We start from the raw sequence: 18749 nt of genomic DNA on the forward strand, positions 1-18749 counted from the left end.
TGCCCGAGGTAAGCCACCGGCTACAATTCATATACGCGGCCCGTGCCGCGCAGCAGCAGGTGAGTCGAGGGACTTCTCCTCGATGCTGCCACCGCAGTGCTTCGCAAGAGGCCTTCGGCCATGAACCTTCAGCCACTGTCTTCCTCGGACCGCCATCTCACCTGGCTTCTCCGGCGAGCTTCGCGAAAAGCTCGACCTTTTGCCCCCGCGAACGCAGCATCTCCGCAGCCTCCGTCGCGTTCATCGCGGCCGCGGTCTTGATCTCCTCGATGGAACATCGAATGAAATCGGTCGTTCCACTGCCCGGCGGCCCGAGCTTCTTCGTGTAGCTGAACGAGTCCTCGAGCCGCATCACGAACGGCCGCAGGTGGCTGAAGGCCTCAGCCTCATGGTGCGTATATGCCCAGCGGCGGGAAACGAACGCGTCTTGCGAGCGGCCGTTATTAAAGCCCCTGTTTCGGAACTGCACGACGCGCTCGTCCTTTAGCAGCCAATAGCGTCCCACGTCGAACCAGTAGCCGCGGTCAGCAATGGCCTCCACCCTCATCTGGCCCAGCGAGTCCCCGATGAAGTCTTTAAAGTGCCGCAGGAACGCGTCGAGCCGGTCTTTCGCGATTGAGAGGTGCACCGAATCGATGTTGGCGTAGCAGACCTCCACCGAGTCGAAGGCGACGAAGCGCTCGATCGCTGCGAGCAGCTTCACGCGCGCATTTGCAAGCACGCCGCTCGACAGGCAATAGACGGCGCCCGCCGCGTCAATGTCGAGGTGGCGCAGCTCGAGCCCGTCCGCGTGATCGCGCACGCCGAAGTACGCCGTGCGCCCCAGGAAGCGTTGCAGATCCGCCGGGGGTACCTGCGCGTCGAGCGAGAGGGCGTAGTTCGACGCGAGGAAGTCGCGCAGTTCGCGCGGCGACGCGAAGCCCGTACGTTTATCGTGGCGCTGATTAGTCGCACTGTGCATTAACTGCAACGACGACTTGCAGAACTGCTCCAGCGCGCCATCGCCGCGCGAGCGCGCATGGCGGCGTCGCGCGTACAAGCGCTCGGCCGCCGCCGCGAGCGGGTGCGCGATGGACCGGGGGCTGCAGAAGCCTTCTTTCACGTCCACCGCGTCGAAGAAGCGCGCGAAGTGGAGCAGTTCCGACTTGTGCAGCAGCGTTTCGAGAGAGCCGCCCACGTCGAGCCGGAAGTGGAACGAGCGGCCTAGCCGCCGGAACAGGAATGGATGGTGGTCTTGGATGAAGCCGGGGCGCGCGCCGCGCAGCACGATCCGGTAGATTCCCTCATCGAGCGCGTCCAGGGCTGCGGGTTGCCGATCGAAGACACGATGCCGGATGGCGCGCGGCTCGCAGAAGCTGCCGCGCAGGCAGTCCGCGAACATCGAGTTGAAGTCGAGTGCAACGACAGCGCGCTCGGGTCGCTCCTCGACGTGCTTGTACACCTCTTGGTGCCCTTCTCTCAGCGAGAAGAAGAAGAACCGGTCCAGGCCGCTCTTGAACTTGAGCGCCTTTGCCACGTGATGCAGGTGCCGGGTGGACTGGTCGCGCGAGAAGCTGGACGCCACGATGCCGAGCTGCCCCACTTTCCGCAGCAGCTTGCGCAAGGTAGCGAGATTCGCCTGCAGCGAGGGTGCGTGACGAAGCTGCGGAAATAGCGGGTACTGCCTCTCGAACGAGTAGAGCCGGCAACCACGCAGAGACGCGGCCTCGAGCGTGGCCAAGTATTCGCGGTTCGTGAGAACGACGAGCGGCGGCGTGCCGCTCGCCACGTGCGAAGCGAGGAACGTGTGGAGTTCCTCCAATCCGCCCGCATGCAGCACATGGTGGCCGTCGGTGGCGATAGGCGTGAACTGGAAAGGCTGCAAGCAGTTCGGGTTGGGCGCGACGATGCGCCGCACCGCCGTGGACTTGGCGATGAGAGCAGGGTCGCACACAATGAGCGGGTCGAAGCGGCCGCAGGTGATCACCCTGCGCTCCGTGCGGGTGCGTCGCGGTTGAGCGCGAAGCCGCGGCAAGCCGCTTCGACGTAGGCGTCAAACGCCAGCTCGATGTCGAGCGTCAGCAGGACCGACAGTCGCCCCCGGCCCCTGCGACGGTAGAAGTACGAGAGAGGCCGCAGGTGCCGCACCCGCCAGCGGGTGTAGACGTGCTTGCCCACGACCGCGAGTGGCGGCGGTGAGGGACTGAGGTACTCAAGGGAAGCCCTCGCGCTGCTTACCTCGTTCAAGTAGATGGCGTAACCCGGGTCTCGCGCCTCAAGGTCCACGAGATTAAGGTGCAGCCGAGCCACCGACAGCAGGCAACGCATGGGCTCCACACGAACGCGCTCGACTATGCCGTCATCTCCGTGCAGGCGCAGCTTCTCGTGCACGAAGCGCTGCAGCACGCCGACGCGGTCGTACACGATGAGCTTCTCCTCGTTCGCTTTGAGCGAGGCGCACAGCCGGGCCACCTCGGCGTCGAGCGCGACCTTTCGCGGCAGGGCCGCCACCTTGTAGAAGATGCCGCGCACCAGAATCTCAATGCAGTCGACCAGCCGGATGAGGGCATGGTAGGCGGCGGGGATGCGTTCGCGCTGCAAGTAAGACGCGATGGCCGAGTCGGTTTCCTCGCGCATCAGGTGGTAGACGAGCTTCGCGCGGACCGAGCTCTTGACGGTAAGTCCGGCGACGAGGCGCGCCGCCTCCTTTAGGCGGGCTGCGTTGACCGCAGGCCGCGAGACGATCGCGCCGGCGATGGGAGATGCTGATGGTGGCGCGTGGTCGAAGCGCTCCTCGTCCTCGTCAGTCCCGTCGTAGTCGCCGAACAGGATCGCCCGTGCCAGCCCGAGCCCGACATGCTCGATTTCAGTTTCGGAGAGCATGCCCCGAAGCTCGTCGTCATAACCCACGCGCCATCCCCCATAGCAGCTTGATGCGCCGGTTGTACGCGCCCAAACGACGCTCGATGCGATCAATGATTTGCACGCCCGCCTCAACCGATGGATTGTTGATGGCGGGCATCACGGTCTTGCAGGCCTCTGATTCGATTCCAAATGGAGCACCTCTCATAGTCTTGCGCCTGCCGTCGCACTGCACTTTGCCATTCTCGTGTCTAAGTCGTATCAACCACGATTTGATCTTTGCGCGACGCGTCGCGATGCCCCCATGTCGCTCGAGCCGGGGCGGGGGACTTCGGAAACTGAATGCCGAATCCGATGGACACTGGCGATTCGTCGTCAAAGCGAGGTAGAACGGGATAGATGATCAGCACGGCGCGTGAATTGCAGCGCAACGCTTTCAATGTATCAACGGGGTCCGAGAGCTCCTTGACCGCAGAGATCCACGCGGCGGCGTCACGATGACGCGGCTCTGAGAACACCTTGTAGCGCCCTCCCTCACTGACGCGCGACCGCCTCACCACGCTTAGCGGACCTGTCGTGGGATCAGGCCAGAGATCCGTGTCAAGTTTGCCGTTTTCTCGCAGTTGCGGAAGCATGATCACCCAGTCCTTGATGCCCGGGTCGCCGTGCCTGCCACCAAGATGTTCAAGCTCCCAGCGTATGGGACTCGTCTCGCCCTCCCAGCGGAACTCGCGAAGAAACTTCAGGACTTGGTCAGGCGATGCGATCCCGCAGAGGGCGTCGAAGCCTTTCGCGTTCTGATCCCAGGCCAAGCGCTCCATCTTCGCTCCCACCTGCGCGAGCAGAGCTTCGGTCAGCCAGCTGTTGTGGAACGCGCACTCGTCCGAAAGCGTGGTCTTTTCCTTCCACTCTCCGCCGTAGTTCTTGTATTGCAGCACGGCGTTGTACATCTTGTTTGCTGCCGTCGGCCGCAGCGATGGGAGATGCGAATGCACGAGTGGCGGCACCTGGGCAGGCTTGATGCTTTCTTCGTCGGCATAACGCGTGAGCTCTTCCCGAAACGCTTCCTCATCTTGGCACAATGCCCCGAACTGGGCATAGATGTCGATCTCCTTGCTCGATTTGGCCGACTTCTTCTCCTTGGTTCCCACAAACCACCTGACAGTATCCACATAGCCGCGCCTGAACCCGAACCAGCGCCCCATTTGCATGAGAGTGTCGCCTGCACCAGCGAGGCGTCGGTAGTAGGTTGTAGTCAGCCCCTCGACCGTATAGCCACGCGAGAGCTTGGTGCCGCCTACCAGGATCGCCCAGACGGATTCAGCGTCAAAGTCCGGCGTGTCGTCCGCATAGTCATCGTCGCCGTTGACGATGCGCACCGCCTTGTCCTGCTGCAGCCGGCCCATGCACTTCGCAACGTAGGGCTCCAGCTCTGCGTAGTCCTGGGGAAACGGCAGCGACGAATCCCTGTATACAGCGAAGTCACTTTCAAAAAGCGCCTTCAACCGCCGGCGTCCACTTGGCCGAATGAACTCGCCGCTCGTGAAAAGCTCCTCCACTATCTTTGCCTGCAGTTTGTGCACGCGGCGTACTGCCGCATGATGAACAAGCATCGTGTGGTGACGAAAGTTGAAGTCCAGGGGGGCTCGCCCCATTCGAAACAGCTTGATGGCTCCCGCCAGCACAAACGAATCAATCGCTTTCACGAGGTTGTCCGGATGGCGATCTTCGCCGCTGACTTCGCGTACGTGGGCGCGCTTGTTGGGACCTCCTTCGTCGGCGTCCGAATCCAGATCGAAAAACGCAGCGGCACCCATGTAGCCCTCAGGACGGGGCAGGCTCACGATGAAGTCCTTGGGGAAAAGCTGCAGCGCATCGCTGGGATCGATGAACACATTGGCGAAGGGGGTGGCGGTGTAGCCAACGTACTGCGCTCGCGGCAACGCTGTCAGCAAGTCAACGATGGCGCCGTTCGTCGCAGTCCTCCGGGACTTGCCAGCCGCATCCGGCTTCAGCACATTTATCGAAGCTTGGTCAGACTCGTCGTCAATCACCAGAGCCGGAACGTGTCCCAGATCAGCGCCCCGATCTCTCAGCTGCTTCAGATCATGCGTGAGATTGTTGATGAGCAGAGGCAGCTTCTTGATCACGATCAGGCGAACCGGCGCAGTTTCCAGGTTCTCCGGGTCGTTGTATGGCTTCGCAGCGTTTTGACGCTTGAATGCGAGCGCTGAAACCCGCGCGCCCAGTGGGGCATAGTCGTCATTGCGCCCAGTCAGGCGTTCCCAATCGGGTGCACCCTGAGCGCTGGGGACTCCATCGTGCGAGACAAAGGTGCTCCAGTCGTGATCCGCACCATACTCACTCATACCCAGCAATTCCTGCCCGACCAGCGACTTGTCGATCCGTCGCTGCGTCTGCTGTCGCAGGATGTTCAGCGTGCCGGCCAGGATGATGATCAACCTGTATCCCACATCTACAGCCTTGGCGACCACTCCCGTGAAGTGGGCTGTCTTCCCACTTTGCACGTAGCCCATGACCAGACCCTTGACCTGGTAGACCTCGCTTCTGCACGGATCAGACAGACGCGAAACTACATCATCAATGCTTGCTGACAACTTGCTGATGGCTGTTTCCGAGAAGCCCGAGCCGCTTTGCGAGAGCTGTCGTTCGTATGCCTCCCAATAAAATCGGCTGGACCTCGACCGCTGCTTCCAGTACCAGGGCTCGTGCTCGTTGGCGATCACGGTCGAGACCTCTTGGCGCACGAAGCTCGGGATGTGCGCATTGAGAAGCGACGCCTCGGATGCGCTCAGGCCAAGGCGGTCCGCGATCAAATCGCGACGAGCGACCGAGTGCGGCGGCGTTCCCGCGGCCCACGAGACGTCCTGGTAGGCATCCCACTCGTGGATTCTGGTGGCAAGCCTGTTCACGAGGGGGGCGTTCGGCTTCGCGGCACTGAACTGGGCGAAGAGTTCCTCCGCCGCATCAGGCACATTGAGTTCGTTCAGCTGCCCCCAGGCAAACATGGCTGCGCCAAGCGGCTTGGGGCCGCTGCGCATCATTTGCAATGCGCCGGCAAGCATGGCGATCAGATCCGCCTGCGAGATGATGGTAGTCATTTCAATTGATTGGCTGATCGCCGAAGATGTCGACATACGTATCGGATTCCGCCCCTGCGCCCAGCTCGGAAAGATCTACCTCGTAGGAGAGCGATCCGATTCGACCAAGAAGTTCCGGGGGCAAGACGACCCTCAGCTTTTCCCGGGTTATCGCAGGGAACGCCGTGCCGACCGGAATGACATGCGCAGACGCTGCGGGGATCAGTTTTTCAAGGTAGTGCGCAGAATCGATGTCCCGGTAATGCGCCAGCGTCAGCTTTGCTTCGAATTCTGCGCGCTCTTCGGTGGCGGGCGGAAGGTGGGAACGCACAGCATCGACGACATCTGCCAGCGACAGGCCGCCAGACTGCCCCCCCTGCTCGTACATCAAGGACACCACAAACAGTGCATTGCCAGGACTCGGGGTCAACTGTTCGAGACCATGTATGACGTGGATGCGCTTTCTGCGGCGCGTCGCCTTTACTTCGAGCTCGATGTTGCCGAGGCGAAAGTCGTGTCGCCCCGGCACTTGAGTGTGCCTGGCAGTCCAGGCTCCAACGGCGCAAGGCCCCCGACTCGCCAGAATGGACAACAGAACCGCAAGCTCCCCCCTCAAGCCCAATTGCGCCTCGTCGCTCAACAGCGGCAGATTGCGAAGCAGCGCCCTCCATGAGGTCACGGCCTGCATGAACGCATCCGCGGCAGTGGCAGTCGGCACTTCAAACAACCGCGTTGCCAAGGATGCCAACTGGTGAAACGTAGAGAACAGCTCGACGTTGTCGACCTGCGCGCAGAACCAAGGCGTTCCATCCCTGCTGCGCATGTTCACTGCAATCTCGTTGAACGGGCTGGCAGGAGCGCTGGTGCCCGGTGCAGTTGCAAGGCACAAGGTCAGGCGTGGAGCGCCTGGATCGAATTCGATGATTGCACCACGCGAACCACCTAGCGGCAGTGCGAACGGACGGCCCGCATGCATATGCCCCGCCAACACGTCCCAGGAGAGCGTCTCGATGCTCATGCCGCGAAGGTGGCCAACAAGGCCTGATTGATCCGCGCGAGCCTGTCCCTGCTAGGTGCGGTCAGGAAGCTTTTGCCCATTTCATCTTGGAAGAGCAGCAGTATCAGCAGCTTGATGATCGCGCCGTCGTGGCCGATGTTCTGCGTGAGATCGGTCTTGTAGCGCCTGTTGAACTGGATCTGCTGTGCAGCGCTGTCGAGGCGAATGACCTCGTCCGGCTCCATGCGCATCCAGACGAAAGCGATTTCTGCGGGAGCGGGCACTCCTGTCTCGCGAAATGCCGTGCGGATCTTGGCGCGCACTCCGCGGGGCATGCCGGCGCCTGGAATCAGAGGAAACCTCGCGGATTCCTTCTTCTTCTGATGACGGTAAGCATCCTCCGCATCGTCGAGAAACTGGGTGAACTCACGGTATTGGCCCGCGGCGGTGAGATTGACGATGAAGTCGGATGGCGGGTCGATGCTCGACTTTCCGATGTCCAGCTTGAACGAGGACTCGAGCGAAGGTGGCAGGTCGATTTGCACGCGAGCTAGAGACATGTGAGGCTCACTGTCGTCGGCCTGCAAGCCGTTCCATCCGCCGGCTTGAATAAGCCGGTCGTTGCGATAGAAGTAAAAACCTTGACGAGAAGCGACGCGCCCTCCTCCCAGCTTGTACCCTGGATCCCGCGATTTGGGCGGCCAGACATGGCAGATCAACCTCAGTTGCTCGGTCCTGCCAATGGGAATGACTAGGGCTTTGGGATATTTGGGGTGCCCGCTCCCCGAATAGCCAAACGGATCGAGCGACTCGACTGGAACCGGGAGAGACGCCTCGTCCTCGGTTATTTCAATGTCGTCAATAAATATGGTGACCCTGCCGGCGCTCAAAATTCTGTGGAACTTGATCCCCAACTCCACAGAGAGCGAGCGGCGGACCTTCTCCAAGACCTTGTCGACATGGCCGCCGCCTGCCCTCAGATGCTCCAGCCGATCCCAGACTACAACAGTACCGTTGCCCGTATGAGTCACAGGTCCGAAGCTTGCATCCATGAACTGCGCACTCTGGCTGGACTCCAAGCGTTCGCACTGCCAGTTCTTCCGGATGTTCTCAACCGTCCAACGACGCCCTATGGTCGTGCCTGCGCACCGGGAGAGTACGGTGACAGTCTGTGCCTGGCTGAGCGAGGCCGATTTGAGACCGATCCCGTACTTGCCCAATGCAGAGGCGTCCTTCGTGGTTCGCGTTCCGAAGCGCATCGCCTCGAGCAGTTCCTCATCGTTCATGCCATCGCCGTTGTCGGCGATGATGACACTGTGAATTCCCTGGGAAGAGCGCACAAATCGGATGAGAACCTGGGAAGCATGCGCATCGATGGAGTTGTCGACCAAGTCAGCAACAGCTTCCTCAATCTTGTATCCGACACGTGAAAAGATGTCGGCAGACTTCTCCTCATTGGGAAGAACAGAATCCGTGCCAACGGTGCCGATGTTCATTTTCCCCAAGTACATAGTTCTCCTTTGTCCGTCGAGACCAGCATTATCTTTTGAACCTGTCAGCTCTTGGCCGGTGCAGATTCGTTTGACGCAGTTGGTCAGCCGAACATCTTTGATGCAGCCTGAGTGTTCGCCGACAACGCCTTGACAGCCTCGCGCACTGGCATTTGCGAATCGAATTCAGCCATCCATGAGGTGGCACCTCGCCGCCTGCTGCGGACCCTTGAGGAGCTACGAATGCGGTCCCAATCGCCCAGAACCGTGTGCTGATTGGCGAGCTTAGACAGGCCTTCCGTGCTGTAGCCCTGCCCGAATCGAAACAAAGTGAATTGCAAACAATTGTGTTACCGCCGTGAAGTAGTTCACTGCGTCACTAACCCCGATGCCCGAAAATTGGGGTATCCCCTGTGGCGCCTCTAGCCCATCCATTTCCACGCCGCTTGGCAGGAACAATCCCATGTCTTCTTTGTTGTCGCCGGACGTCCAGGCCACGCTCTCGCTCGCACTGCATGTCGCCATTGCCAGCCTCCTTTGCGTGGCTTTTCTGTCATTCGTGCTTTTCTTCGTGATGCCGGGCCTGCGCACTGGTCGCGAACTCAAGCTTGCTCATCGCAAGCTCGCAGCCCTGAAGAGGGCAGGCGTCGTGCTGGACCTTGATCAGGTCCGCGAAGAGGCAATGAACAGCGCGACACTGCGTCATTGCTGGGACGAATACCGCGATACCCTGCACGGGCAGAAGACGCCCAGCGCAACCGGAATCCTTGAAATCGCCCGCTGGCGCGCCACTGCAACCGCCAACGCCTTCTTCACTGAGCAGGCGCTCGTCGACGCCCCTTTGCGCACCGAGTTCTACAAGCACCTTCCTGGCATCCTGACCGGCCTCGGCATCATTGCCACCTTTGCCGGCCTCATCGTCGGCCTGATGGGATTCAAGGTCCAAGGCGATGCCGCCGAGGTCCAGCGCAGCCTCGGAACGCTCATTGGCAGCGTCGGCGGCGCGTTCATCTATTCCGGCGCGGCCATCTGCCTGGCCATGGTGGTGACGACCATCGAGAAGCTGGTCATCAACAGCCGCTACACCCAGGTGGAGCGCCTGTGCGGCCTCATCGACAGCCTGTTCGACGCCGGCGCCGGCGAGGAGTATCTGCAGCGCCTGGTCGAGGCCTCCGAGACCTCGGCCACGCAGGCCATGCAGATGAAGGAATCGCTGGTCACCGACCTGAAGCAAGTGCTGACCGAGCTGACGCAGCAGCAGATCGCCTCGATGACCGCGAACAGCGCCAAGCTCGGGGAGACCCTCTCGGGGACGTTGAAAGAAGGGCTTGCTGGTCCGCTGGATCGGATCTCCGAAGCGGTCCAGAGCTTTGGCACCAGCACGGGCCAGGGTGTCAACGATTTGCTCACCAACGTCCTGACCAATTTCACGGAGCGGATGGAGGGCATGTTCGGGGGCCAGTTGAAGGGCATGAGCGAAATGCTCGGCCAGACGGCCGCGACCATCAAGGATGCCTCGACGCGCTTCGAGACATTGGCCAACCAGATTCAGTCCGCCGGCACTGGCGCGGCCGAGGCGATGGGCAAGCGCATGGACGAGGCACTGCAGCAGATGCAGGTCCGCCAGGCGGAATCCAACCAGCAGATGCAGGCTTTTATCGAGCAGATGAAACAGAAAGTCGCCCAGGGTCAGGCCGACACCGCGGCGCAGACCATGAAGATGATGAAGGATCTCGGAGACGCCACGGCCAAGCTGGTGCAGAACCTGGAAGGCAATGCCCACCAGGCCCAGCAGGACCACCTCGCCCGCCTCGGCGACACCCAGAACGAGATGCGCGCGCTCATGGAACGTCTTGGCAACAACATGGCCAAGACCCAGGGCGACTCCACGCAGGCGACGTCGGCCATGCTCAAGGATCTGGGCGACAGCACCGCGGCCCTCGTTGCGAACATGCAGGCGCGTGCGGCAGAGGCCGACAGCGCCCAGCGAGAGCGTCAGGCCGCGCTCGCCAGCCAGGCCGGCACGCTGCTGGACCGTCAGGACCAGCATGCAACGCGCCTGAGCCAGACGGTCTCGGCGGCGGTGGATGCCATGCGCCAATGCGTCGAGCGCCTGCAGACGGCCACCAACGCCAACGTCGAACGCATGGGCACGGGCGCCGAGCGCCTCCTCGGCGCGTCCAACCGCCTGGGTGACAACCTAGAAGCCACCCGGGCTGCGACCGATGGCCTGGGCAACGTCGCGGACAAGCTGCAACTCGCAGGCAGCACGCTGAACACGGCGCTCGATTCCACGCGCCAATCCCTGGGCGAGCAGAAGGCGGTGCGCGATGCGCTCGCCACCATGGTGAGCGACCTGCGCAGCACCGTGGAGAACGCCCGGCGTGAAGCCTCGCTGACCAGCACGCTGGTCGGCAACCTCGATGCGGCCAGCCAGAAACTGGGACAGGCGCAACAGGCCGCCGATGTCTACCTGCAGGGCGTCACCCAGGTGCTGGGCGAGGCGCACGCCGCCTTCGCCAGCAATGTCGAGAGCACGTTGAGCAAGAGCAACACGACGTTCCACCAAGAACTCGCGAAAGCCACCAACCTGCTGCGGGATGCGATCCAGGAACTCGGCGACACGCTTGAAGCGCTGCCGACCGCCTGAGACGGAGTGAAAGAATGATTGGTGGCGTACGAATGCCCACGCGCCGACGCGGGCGCGAAGAAGGTGAGAAGCCCTTCTGGATCTCCTTCTCCGACCTGATGTCGGCGCTGATGGTCCTGTTCCTGGTGGCCATGAGCGTGGCCTTGCTGTCGGTCACGAAGAAGGTGTCGGTCGAGGAAGAGGAAAACCGCCAACGCACGGAAGCCATCTCCCGACTGATGAGCGACATTCGGAAGGCTGTGACTGCACAAGAGTTCGCCGGCATCCGCGTCATCGGCAACACGATTGACTTCGGCCCGCGCGGGCGCTTCGAGCGTGAAGGACAGAACGTCCTGTCCCAGCCGCAGGGCGACCTGCTGCGCCAGTTCACGCCCGTGCTGCTCGACCTGCTGAGAACCAGCGAGGCCGGCCAGAAATGGTTCAAGCGCGCGATCGTGGAAGGCTATGCAAGCCAGAGCGGCAAGTACCTGTTCAACCTCAACCTGAGCCTTGAGCGCAGCGAGCGCGTGCTGTGCGAGTTGCTGCGCGCGCCCGCCAGCGGCGTCGCACCACTGGCGGAAGCCGACCGGCAACTCATCGCCACGCGCTTCTTCGTTGGCGGTGCATCGTTCAACTCGCTGCAGGCCACGGCCGACGACAGCCGCCGCATCGAATTCAAGCTGGAGTTCAAGACCCGCGACGAGCAGATCGAGGAAGCGCGCCATCCTGCGCCAACCGTTGACAAAGGCGTCCTGGCCGAAGCCCTGGACCCTCGCGAACGATGCCCCATCCCGGATCGGCGCTAGACGCCCTCGGCGCCCTCATGCGGGCCGAGATGACCCACCGTCCCAAGGCGCAACAGTCCTGGGGCGCACCGCAGGCCATGACGAAGGCGCTAACGGATCTGCGGCGCATCCTGGGTGACAGCGACGTCGCCATGCCGTCCGGTGATGTCATGCAATCCTCGCTGCGCCACTTCGCATCGACGCAGGAGGCCAGGTCATTCACCGAACTGAAGTACGTCTGCTACGGCGTCACATTGCCCGTCGGCGCCGCCGGCTGGCGCATCATCGATCGCCCGCCGCTGTTCGAGAAGCTGATCAGCCTGGTCGAGGCGCGCGAGGGGCAGCCCAGGCAGTTTCGCCGGTGCTACCAGGGATTGCTGAACGGCTATTTCGGGTACGACCGCTCGCCCGACGCGGCGACTGCCGCGTCCACGGTCAACTGGGGCCGGCTGCGCGGCTTCCTCGACCACAAGCTCGATCCGCTGATGGCGAAGACGCGCCTGCGAGAGGCAGCCCCCGGATGGATCGAGACGCTGCTCTCGCATCGCAACCTGTTGACTTCGGACCCTTGCACGCGCTACGCGAAAGCGCTCGCAGGGGGCGATCGCGCGCCCTTCCGCCAAGTCTGCACCGAGCTCGGCATTCCCGCCACCTCCTGGGTCTGGGAGGACGCGCTGATGGCCTATGTCCAGACCGTCTGCGGCGCCGCCGATCCGGCATTCCATGCGGGATTGCCGGGCATCTTGGATCTCGTCAACGCACGATCGGACCTGCGCCTTCCGCGCGCGCTCGCCACCCGTGCCGCCGCGCTGGCGGTGGCACGCTATGCGCGATGCGCCAGAAAGCCGGTGCACGAGGACCTGCGCGACACCTGCGTCGAGCGGATCGGCGACCCCTGGCTCCATCGCGTCGCATGGGATGCGGACGTCCGTTCCGACCCGGCCCGGGAGATGGTTGGTGCATGGATCAACCGTGCGCTCATCCGTGACTTCTTCAAGTTGCTCGCCCAGGACGGCGCTGCCGACGTTCGGCGCCTAGACTACTGGCTCAAATGGGAACTGGAGATCTCCGGCATGTGGTTTGTGCTCGGCGCGGACGCCCGCCGCAACAAGAGCAAGCCCTTCCTCGACCTGCGCAAGCTCATGGCCGAGCGGGAGCGCGCGCTGGCAGGCAACGATGGGCAGAACAATGCGTTCATCATGCGCATCGGCCCCTTGATGGTCATTGAATTCGGGCTGACCAACAACGCCTGCTATGTGTTCGCGGCTTCGGACTTCAAGACCGACCTTGGAAGACAGACGTTCTCGATCGACGACCTCAAGCAGCGGGCGCTGGCCAAGCGACTGAGCCACACACCGGGCTGGGAGCCCCGCTTCGACATGGAATTGCGCACGCTGCTGCGGACGGTGCCGGCCGAGCGGGGCGAGTTGCGGCCCGTGATCCGTCGCCCGACAGGACGCTGAGCCGGGTCGACATGCAGCCCATCGTCCTTCCCCGCAGCAACGGCCAGCGCGGCTGACCCCAGGCACAGCACCGCCCCATGCTTGGCTCATTCTTTCGAAGAAAAAAGCCCCCTCCAGAGACGCAGGCGCCGAAGGCAAGCTTCGACGCCATCGGCATCCACTATCCTGCGCCGGCCGGGTCGTCGGCCGCCGCCTGGCTGGCCGCGCCCCATGCGTTTCCCGCCGTCGCGGATCTCGGCGCCCGCTTGGCGCAGATCGTCGCCGAAGGCCTGGGCATCTGCGAGGACACAGCCGTCGTCCTCACTTGGGACGAGGTGTACACGCTCCTTCGCCACCCGGATTTCGGCCCCTGGCGCGAGGCATTGCAGATTCCGCCACAGTCCGATGCGCGACCGCGGCTCGTCAGCACCGGCGCGCTGATCGATGCGGACTTCGCCGTCCTGGCGGATGGCTGGGTCGACGCTGCCGGACGCCCGCTGCGGCCCGCACCCCGCCCGGCCGGGCGCGTGCTGCACGGTGACGCCGGTGCACAACTCCTGCCCGAGGGCATTCATCAGCTGCTCGACGAGCTCGCGCGCTTTCATGCCACGCCGGTCGCCAACCGCACCCTGCCATTCAAGGAGTTGTTCTTCGGCCGGCTTCGCAAGCTGGCCATCGCAGCCGGATGCCCGGTTTCCGACTACCTCTCGCGCACGATCGTCCTGACCGCCGAGCGCCTTCGCCTGCAACTGCGGCGGCATGGCGCCGGCGACGCCAGCGTGCTGGAAATCATTCCCGATTTCGACGGTGCGCCCGCCGGCTGGCTCTCGTTGTTCGACCGGCTGCCCGTGCAGCGCAGCTACGACGTGCCTGAAGGCCCCGCGCTGGCCCGCGTGATCATCGCGCCGGAGGTTGCGACGGTCTTGGCCGCTATCAAGCGTATGGCCGGCCGCCGGGCGGCCGGCGCGCGCGCGCAGGCTTTCGTGCGCAACCCCTTCGCCGTGCTCGGCGAGGCGGCGCGCGCCGTCATGGATCCCGACGAGTTCGAACGCGCCCGCGACGATGCCGGGATCGCCTTCGAGACTTTCACGCCGCACGTCGAGCGCACCGACACGGGGGAAGTCGTGTGCGTCGGCCTCCTGATCGAATCGCTGGGCGCGACGGCCGTCAAGCCGCCCGACGAGTGGATCGACAGCATCGATGAACTCGCCCGGTTCACCGACACGCTGAGCCGCTGCCTGGACGACGACGCCCCCTGCGTCAGCTGGCGCGGACGCGAACTGGAGATCACCGGCGACACGCCCGACGAGCTCGCGCGCCTGCAAGGATGGCTCCATGAATGGCGCCGCCCCACGCTGTGGACGGCGGATGAAGTGCTCGACCTCGGCAGCTATTCGGAACGAGTCGAGGCGATCGGTAGCGAGCGGCCCTTCATCACGCCGGTGATCGCCCGCAAGGACGGAGGCGCCGGCTGGTTCGAGGGCAACGCGGAGGTCGGCATCCGCATGCCGACCGTGCCCGGGCAGGACCCGGCCTTCGTTCCACTGGATTTCGAGGACATCCCCTCGCTGCAGGCCGCGGTCGACGCGGCGCAGGCGCAGGGCCGCAACGAGGTGCATCTGCCGGGGCTGACAGTGCCGGTGCCCCTGGCGGACGCGCGCATGGCCGTCGGGGCGCTGGCGAACGCACGCGCCGCGTTGAGCAACGGCAGTTTCAGGCCCACCGGCGACGCACCACGGCTCGAGCCGCACAGGCGCCTGGTCATCAAGCGCAACCTCGAGGAGATCGACTACAGCGAAGCGCGGGCCGAGTCGCTGCACATGCCCGAGGGCCATGCGCCTCGCCTGCCCGCATCGCTGCGACCGGAAGTACGGCTTAAGCCGCATCAGGAGAGCGGCATCGCCTGGCTTCAGCACCTCTGGAGCGCATCGCCGCACCAGTGCCGGGGCACCATCCTGGCGGACGACATGGGCCTGGGCAAGACGCTGCAGCTGCTCTGCTTCATCGCCGAAAGCTTCGAGCGCGACCCGGCGCTTCCGCCCGCGCTGATCGTGGCCCCGGTGGCACTGCTGGAGAACTGGCGCAACGAGATCGATCGCTTCTTCCAGCCCGGCGCGCTGCCCTTCCTCATGCTCTACGGCGATTCGCTGAAGGCCCTGCGCGCCGGCAGGGACGAGGTGGACGTCGAACTGCGCGCACAAGGCATCACGCGCCTGCTCAAGAAGAACTGGATCGGAAGCGCCAGGCTGGTGCTGACCACATACGAGACGCTGCGCGACCTCGAGTTCGCTATGGCGGCCCGGAGCTGGTCGATCATGGTCTGCGACGAGGCGCAGAAGATCAAGACGCCGGCGGCGATGGTCACCCGCTCGGCCAAGAAGCAGAAGGTGCGCTTTCGCATCGCATGCACGGGCACGCCGGTCGAGAACAGCCTCGCAGACCTGTGGTGCCTGTTCGACTTCGTGCAACCCGGGCTGCTGGGCGCGCTCAACCATTTCTCGCGCACCTACCGGCAGCCGATCGAGGCCAGGACCGAGGCGCAGCGCGCGAAGGTCGAGGAACTGCGCGAGGTGATCCGACCGCAGATCCTGCACCGCAAGAAGATCGAGGTGGCGCGAGATCTGCCGGTGCCGGTCGAATACCTCGCCTGCAAGCAGCTTCCGATGTCGCCCTACCAGAGCGGCCTTTACGAGGCGGCGCTCGCCTCGTTGCGCGCGCAGCGCGCCGGCAATCCTTCGGCACAGCTTCAGGCACTGCTGGCCATCCGCCAGATCTGCTCCGATCCGCACGGCCATGCGGAAGCCGACGTGCAAGGTGTGGCCATTGCCCGGCTTCTGAACGAGTCGCCCAAGATGGGCTGGCTGGTCGAGCGGCTGCGCACGCTGGCACGCGATCCGGCCGGCCAGCACAAGGTGATCATCTTCTGCGAGTTCCGCGAACTGCAGCTGACGATCCAGCGTGTCGTCGCGTCCTTCTTCGGATTCGCGCCCGCCATCGTCAATGGCGACACCTCCGCCGACCCGCGCGTGGGCGAGAACCGCCAACGGCTCATCGATGCCTTCCAACGCAAGGACGGCTTCAACGTCATCATCCTGTCGCCCGTGGCGGTGGGCTTTGGCGTCAACATCCAGGCCGCCAACCATGTCGTTCACTTCACGCGGACATGGAATCCCGCCAAGGAGGACCAAGCCACGGCCCGGGCCTGGCGCATCGGCCAGCAGCGCACCGTCACGGTCTACCACCCGGGCGTGGTGAGCGAAGACTTCCCGAGCTTCGACGTGCGCCTCGATGCATTGCTGACCCGAAAACGGGAACTGGCGGCCGACATGCTCAACGGCAGCGGCGACCTGCGCGCCGCCGACTTCGCGGACTTCGGCTGAGCCCCGCACCACGGCTCCGAACGCTGCACCTGGTAACATCGAACGCCACCCACCTCTGCTCAGAATGCCCATTCCCATCATCGATCTGTTTGCCGGACCCGGCGGCCTTGGCGAGGGCTTCGCCGCGCTGAAGGACGAGAGCGGGCAGCCGGTGTTTCGCCTCGGTGTGTCGATTGAAAAGGAAGCCAGCGCCCACGCCACGCTGCTGCTGCGCGCGGTCTTCCGGCTGCTGGACGGCACGCCGGATGAACAGCACTACTACGACTACGTCACGGGGTCGATCACCGCTGCGCAGTTCCAGGCGATTCCCGCAGTGGCCCGAGCCTTTCGGGAGGCGCGCAACGAGGCACACGCGTTCGAGTTGGGCAAGACTGCCGAGACCGAGATCGACGAGAAGATCCGGCATGCACTCCAGGGCAGCACGTCATGGGTGCTGATCGGAGGCCCGCCCTGTCAGGCCTATTCGCTGGCCGGCCGGGCTCGGCGTACCAACGACGCAAGCTTCTCGAAGGACGCCAAGCACTTCCTCTACCGCGAGTATCTGCGCATCATCCGGGCGCACCGCCCCGCGATCTTCGTCATGGAAAACGTCAAGGGCCTGCTGTCCTCAAAGCACTCGGGCCGCTCGATGTTCGGCCGCATCTTCGACGACCTGTCCAAGCCCCACGACGGCGTGGAGTATGAGCTTCGTTCCTTCGTGTGCGATGACCGGGGTCTGGGCCTGTCGCCGCAGGACTACCTGATCGAGTCCGAGCGCTTCGGCATTCCGCAGACACGCCATCGCGTCATCCTCCTCGGGGTGCGCAAGTCGGGCTCGCCCATCGCGCACGAGCTGCTCGAGCCCATGCGTTCGATCGGCGTCCGGGACGCCATATGGGATCTACCGATGATTCGCAGCCGTATCTCTCGAGAAGAAGATTCACACAAGTCCTGGCACCGCGCCGTCGCGGGCGCGCACAAAGCACTCAAGGGCTGGCGCTCGGAGAATGCGCGCGGGCTCGCCGAGTCCATGAAGGAAGCCGCCGTTACCGCGGCTTCGGTCTACAGCACTGGCAGTGCCTTCCTGAAGGAGCCACCAATTCGCCCGGTTGCGCGGATGAACACGACCGAGACGGCCTATCGCCAGTGGGTGCTGCGGCCCAAGGTCGGGGGCGTGCTGCAGCATGAAGCGCGTTCGCACATGGCTTCGGATCTCGCCAGGTATCTGTTTGCGGCCACCTTCGCCAGTGTGACGGGTCGATCGCCGAGGCTCCCCGCCTATCCGCCCGAGCTGCTGCCCGAACATCGCAACGCCGGCGTCGGCGATGGCGCGCCAATCCCCTTTCCCGACCGATTTCGCGTCCAGTGCGGTGACGATCCTGCATCGACCATCGTTTCGCACATCGCCAAGGACGGCCACTACTACATCCATTACGACCCGATGCAGTGCCGAAGCCTCACGGTACGGGAGGCGGCCCGTCTGCAGACCTTTCCCGACGACTATTTTTTCGAGGGCAACCGTACTCAACAGTACGTGCAGGTCGGCAACGCCGTGCCGCCGCTGCTGGCCAACCGTCTGGCGAGGATCGTCTGGAAGATGTTGGGCCAGTCTGCTGCTCAGGGCAGTTCGAGCAAGTCCCGGCGCCGAGTCCCGGCTGAAGCCCCGGTCGCCTGACTGATCCAAGCGACGAGACGGTCGAATTGAAGAGCGGTCAGCCCATCCGGGCCGATCACACACTCCCACACGACAGCAACGCGCCAGCCAAGTTCCTGGAGCCTTCGCACGGCAGCTGCGTCCCGCTCGACATTGGCCGAAAACTTGGCCTCCCAGAACGCTGCATTCGTCGAAGGCACCGTCGTCATTGGACAGCCCGTATGCCGGTGCCAGAAACAGCCGTGCATGAAGAGCGCGACCTGATACCGCGGCAACACCACATCCGGCGTTCCGGGCAGATCGCGCCGATGAAGCCTGAACCTGTAGCCCGCCGCGAACAACTGGCGCCGCAATGCCAGCTCGGGCCGCGTGTTCTTGCCGCGAATGCGCGACATCATCGCGCTGCGTTGCTCGGGAGTGACGATGTCTGCACACATTTTGCGGTGACCCC

The 18749-nt window shown here is 63.7% G+C and carries 12 protein-coding genes; 5 read left to right on the top strand and 7 right to left on the bottom strand.

Going from position 1 to position 18749, the window contains the following annotated elements; translation table 11 throughout:
* Positions 1–157 precede the first annotated feature (157 nt).
* The 6 genes from WKW79_RS28950 to WKW79_RS28975 form a co-directional block, all read right to left on the bottom strand.
* Positions 158–1966 (bottom strand): hypothetical protein, encoded by a 1809-nt coding sequence (locus WKW79_RS28950; protein ID WP_340338693.1) that lies wholly within the window; start codon positions 1964–1966, stop codon positions 158–160.
* A complete protein-coding gene (locus tag WKW79_RS28955; RefSeq protein WP_340338694.1) occupies positions 1963–2862 on the bottom strand; it encodes a hypothetical protein in 900 nt (299 codons plus the stop codon). The genes WKW79_RS28950 and WKW79_RS28955 overlap by 4 nt, the downstream gene beginning before the upstream one ends.
* A gap of 16 nt (positions 2863–2878) precedes the next feature.
* Entirely contained in the window at positions 2879–3001 is a 123-nt protein-coding gene (locus WKW79_RS28960; protein WP_340338695.1) for a hypothetical protein, read from the bottom strand.
* A gap of 91 nt (positions 3002–3092) precedes the next feature.
* Positions 3093–5963 (bottom strand): Z1 domain-containing protein, encoded by a 2871-nt coding sequence (locus WKW79_RS28965; RefSeq protein WP_340338696.1) that lies wholly within the window; start codon positions 5961–5963, stop codon positions 3093–3095.
* Between the two features lies 1 nt (position 5964).
* The gene (locus tag WKW79_RS28970; RefSeq protein ID WP_340338697.1) at positions 5965–6960 is read right to left on the bottom strand and encodes a PD-(D/E)XK motif protein; all 996 of its coding nucleotides are present in this window, start codon (positions 6958–6960) and stop codon (positions 5965–5967) included.
* Positions 6957–8435: an ATP-binding protein gene (locus tag WKW79_RS28975; protein ID WP_340338698.1), complete on the bottom strand. Its 1479-nt coding sequence runs from the start codon at positions 8433–8435 to the stop codon at positions 6957–6959. The genes WKW79_RS28970 and WKW79_RS28975 overlap by 4 nt, the downstream gene beginning before the upstream one ends.
* Positions 8436–8892: 457 nt before the next feature.
* Here WKW79_RS28975 and zorA point away from each other — a divergent pair, with 457 nt between their 5' ends.
* The 5 genes from zorA (at position 8893) to WKW79_RS29000 (ending at position 18319) form a co-directional block, all read left to right on the top strand.
* The gene (gene zorA, locus WKW79_RS28980) at positions 8893–11079 is read left to right on the top strand and encodes an anti-phage ZorAB system protein ZorA (protein WP_340338699.1); all 2187 of its coding nucleotides are present in this window, start codon (positions 8893–8895) and stop codon (positions 11077–11079) included.
* A gap of 32 nt (positions 11080–11111) precedes the next feature.
* Complete coding sequence (locus tag WKW79_RS28985; protein WP_340338700.1) at positions 11112–11864, top strand: flagellar motor protein MotB; 753 nt, start codon at positions 11112–11114, stop codon at positions 11862–11864.
* Positions 11865–11893: 29 nt separating this feature from the next.
* Positions 11894–13306, top strand: a complete 1413-nt coding sequence (locus WKW79_RS28990; protein ID WP_340338701.1) for an EH signature domain-containing protein — start codon at positions 11894–11896, stop codon at positions 13304–13306.
* Positions 13307–13383: 77 nt separating this feature from the next.
* On the top strand, positions 13384–16665 hold the full coding sequence (locus WKW79_RS28995; protein WP_340338702.1) for a DEAD/DEAH box helicase: 3282 nt from the start codon (positions 13384–13386) through the stop codon (positions 16663–16665).
* 64 nt (positions 16666–16729) lie between these two features.
* Entirely contained in the window at positions 16730–18319 is a 1590-nt protein-coding gene (locus WKW79_RS29000) for a DNA cytosine methyltransferase (RefSeq protein WP_340338703.1), read from the top strand.
* On the opposite strand, the gene WKW79_RS29005 is transcribed toward WKW79_RS29000, so the two are convergent.
* Positions 18262–18735: a very short patch repair endonuclease gene (locus WKW79_RS29005; RefSeq protein WP_340338704.1), complete on the bottom strand. Its 474-nt coding sequence runs from the start codon at positions 18733–18735 to the stop codon at positions 18262–18264. The two genes, WKW79_RS29000 and WKW79_RS29005, sit on opposite strands and share 58 nt — an antisense overlap.
* Positions 18736–18749: the final 14 nt, after the last annotated feature.

The organism is Variovorax robiniae (genome assembly GCF_037889955.1).
GTDB lineage: Bacteria > Pseudomonadota > Gammaproteobacteria > Burkholderiales > Burkholderiaceae_C > Variovorax > Variovorax robiniae.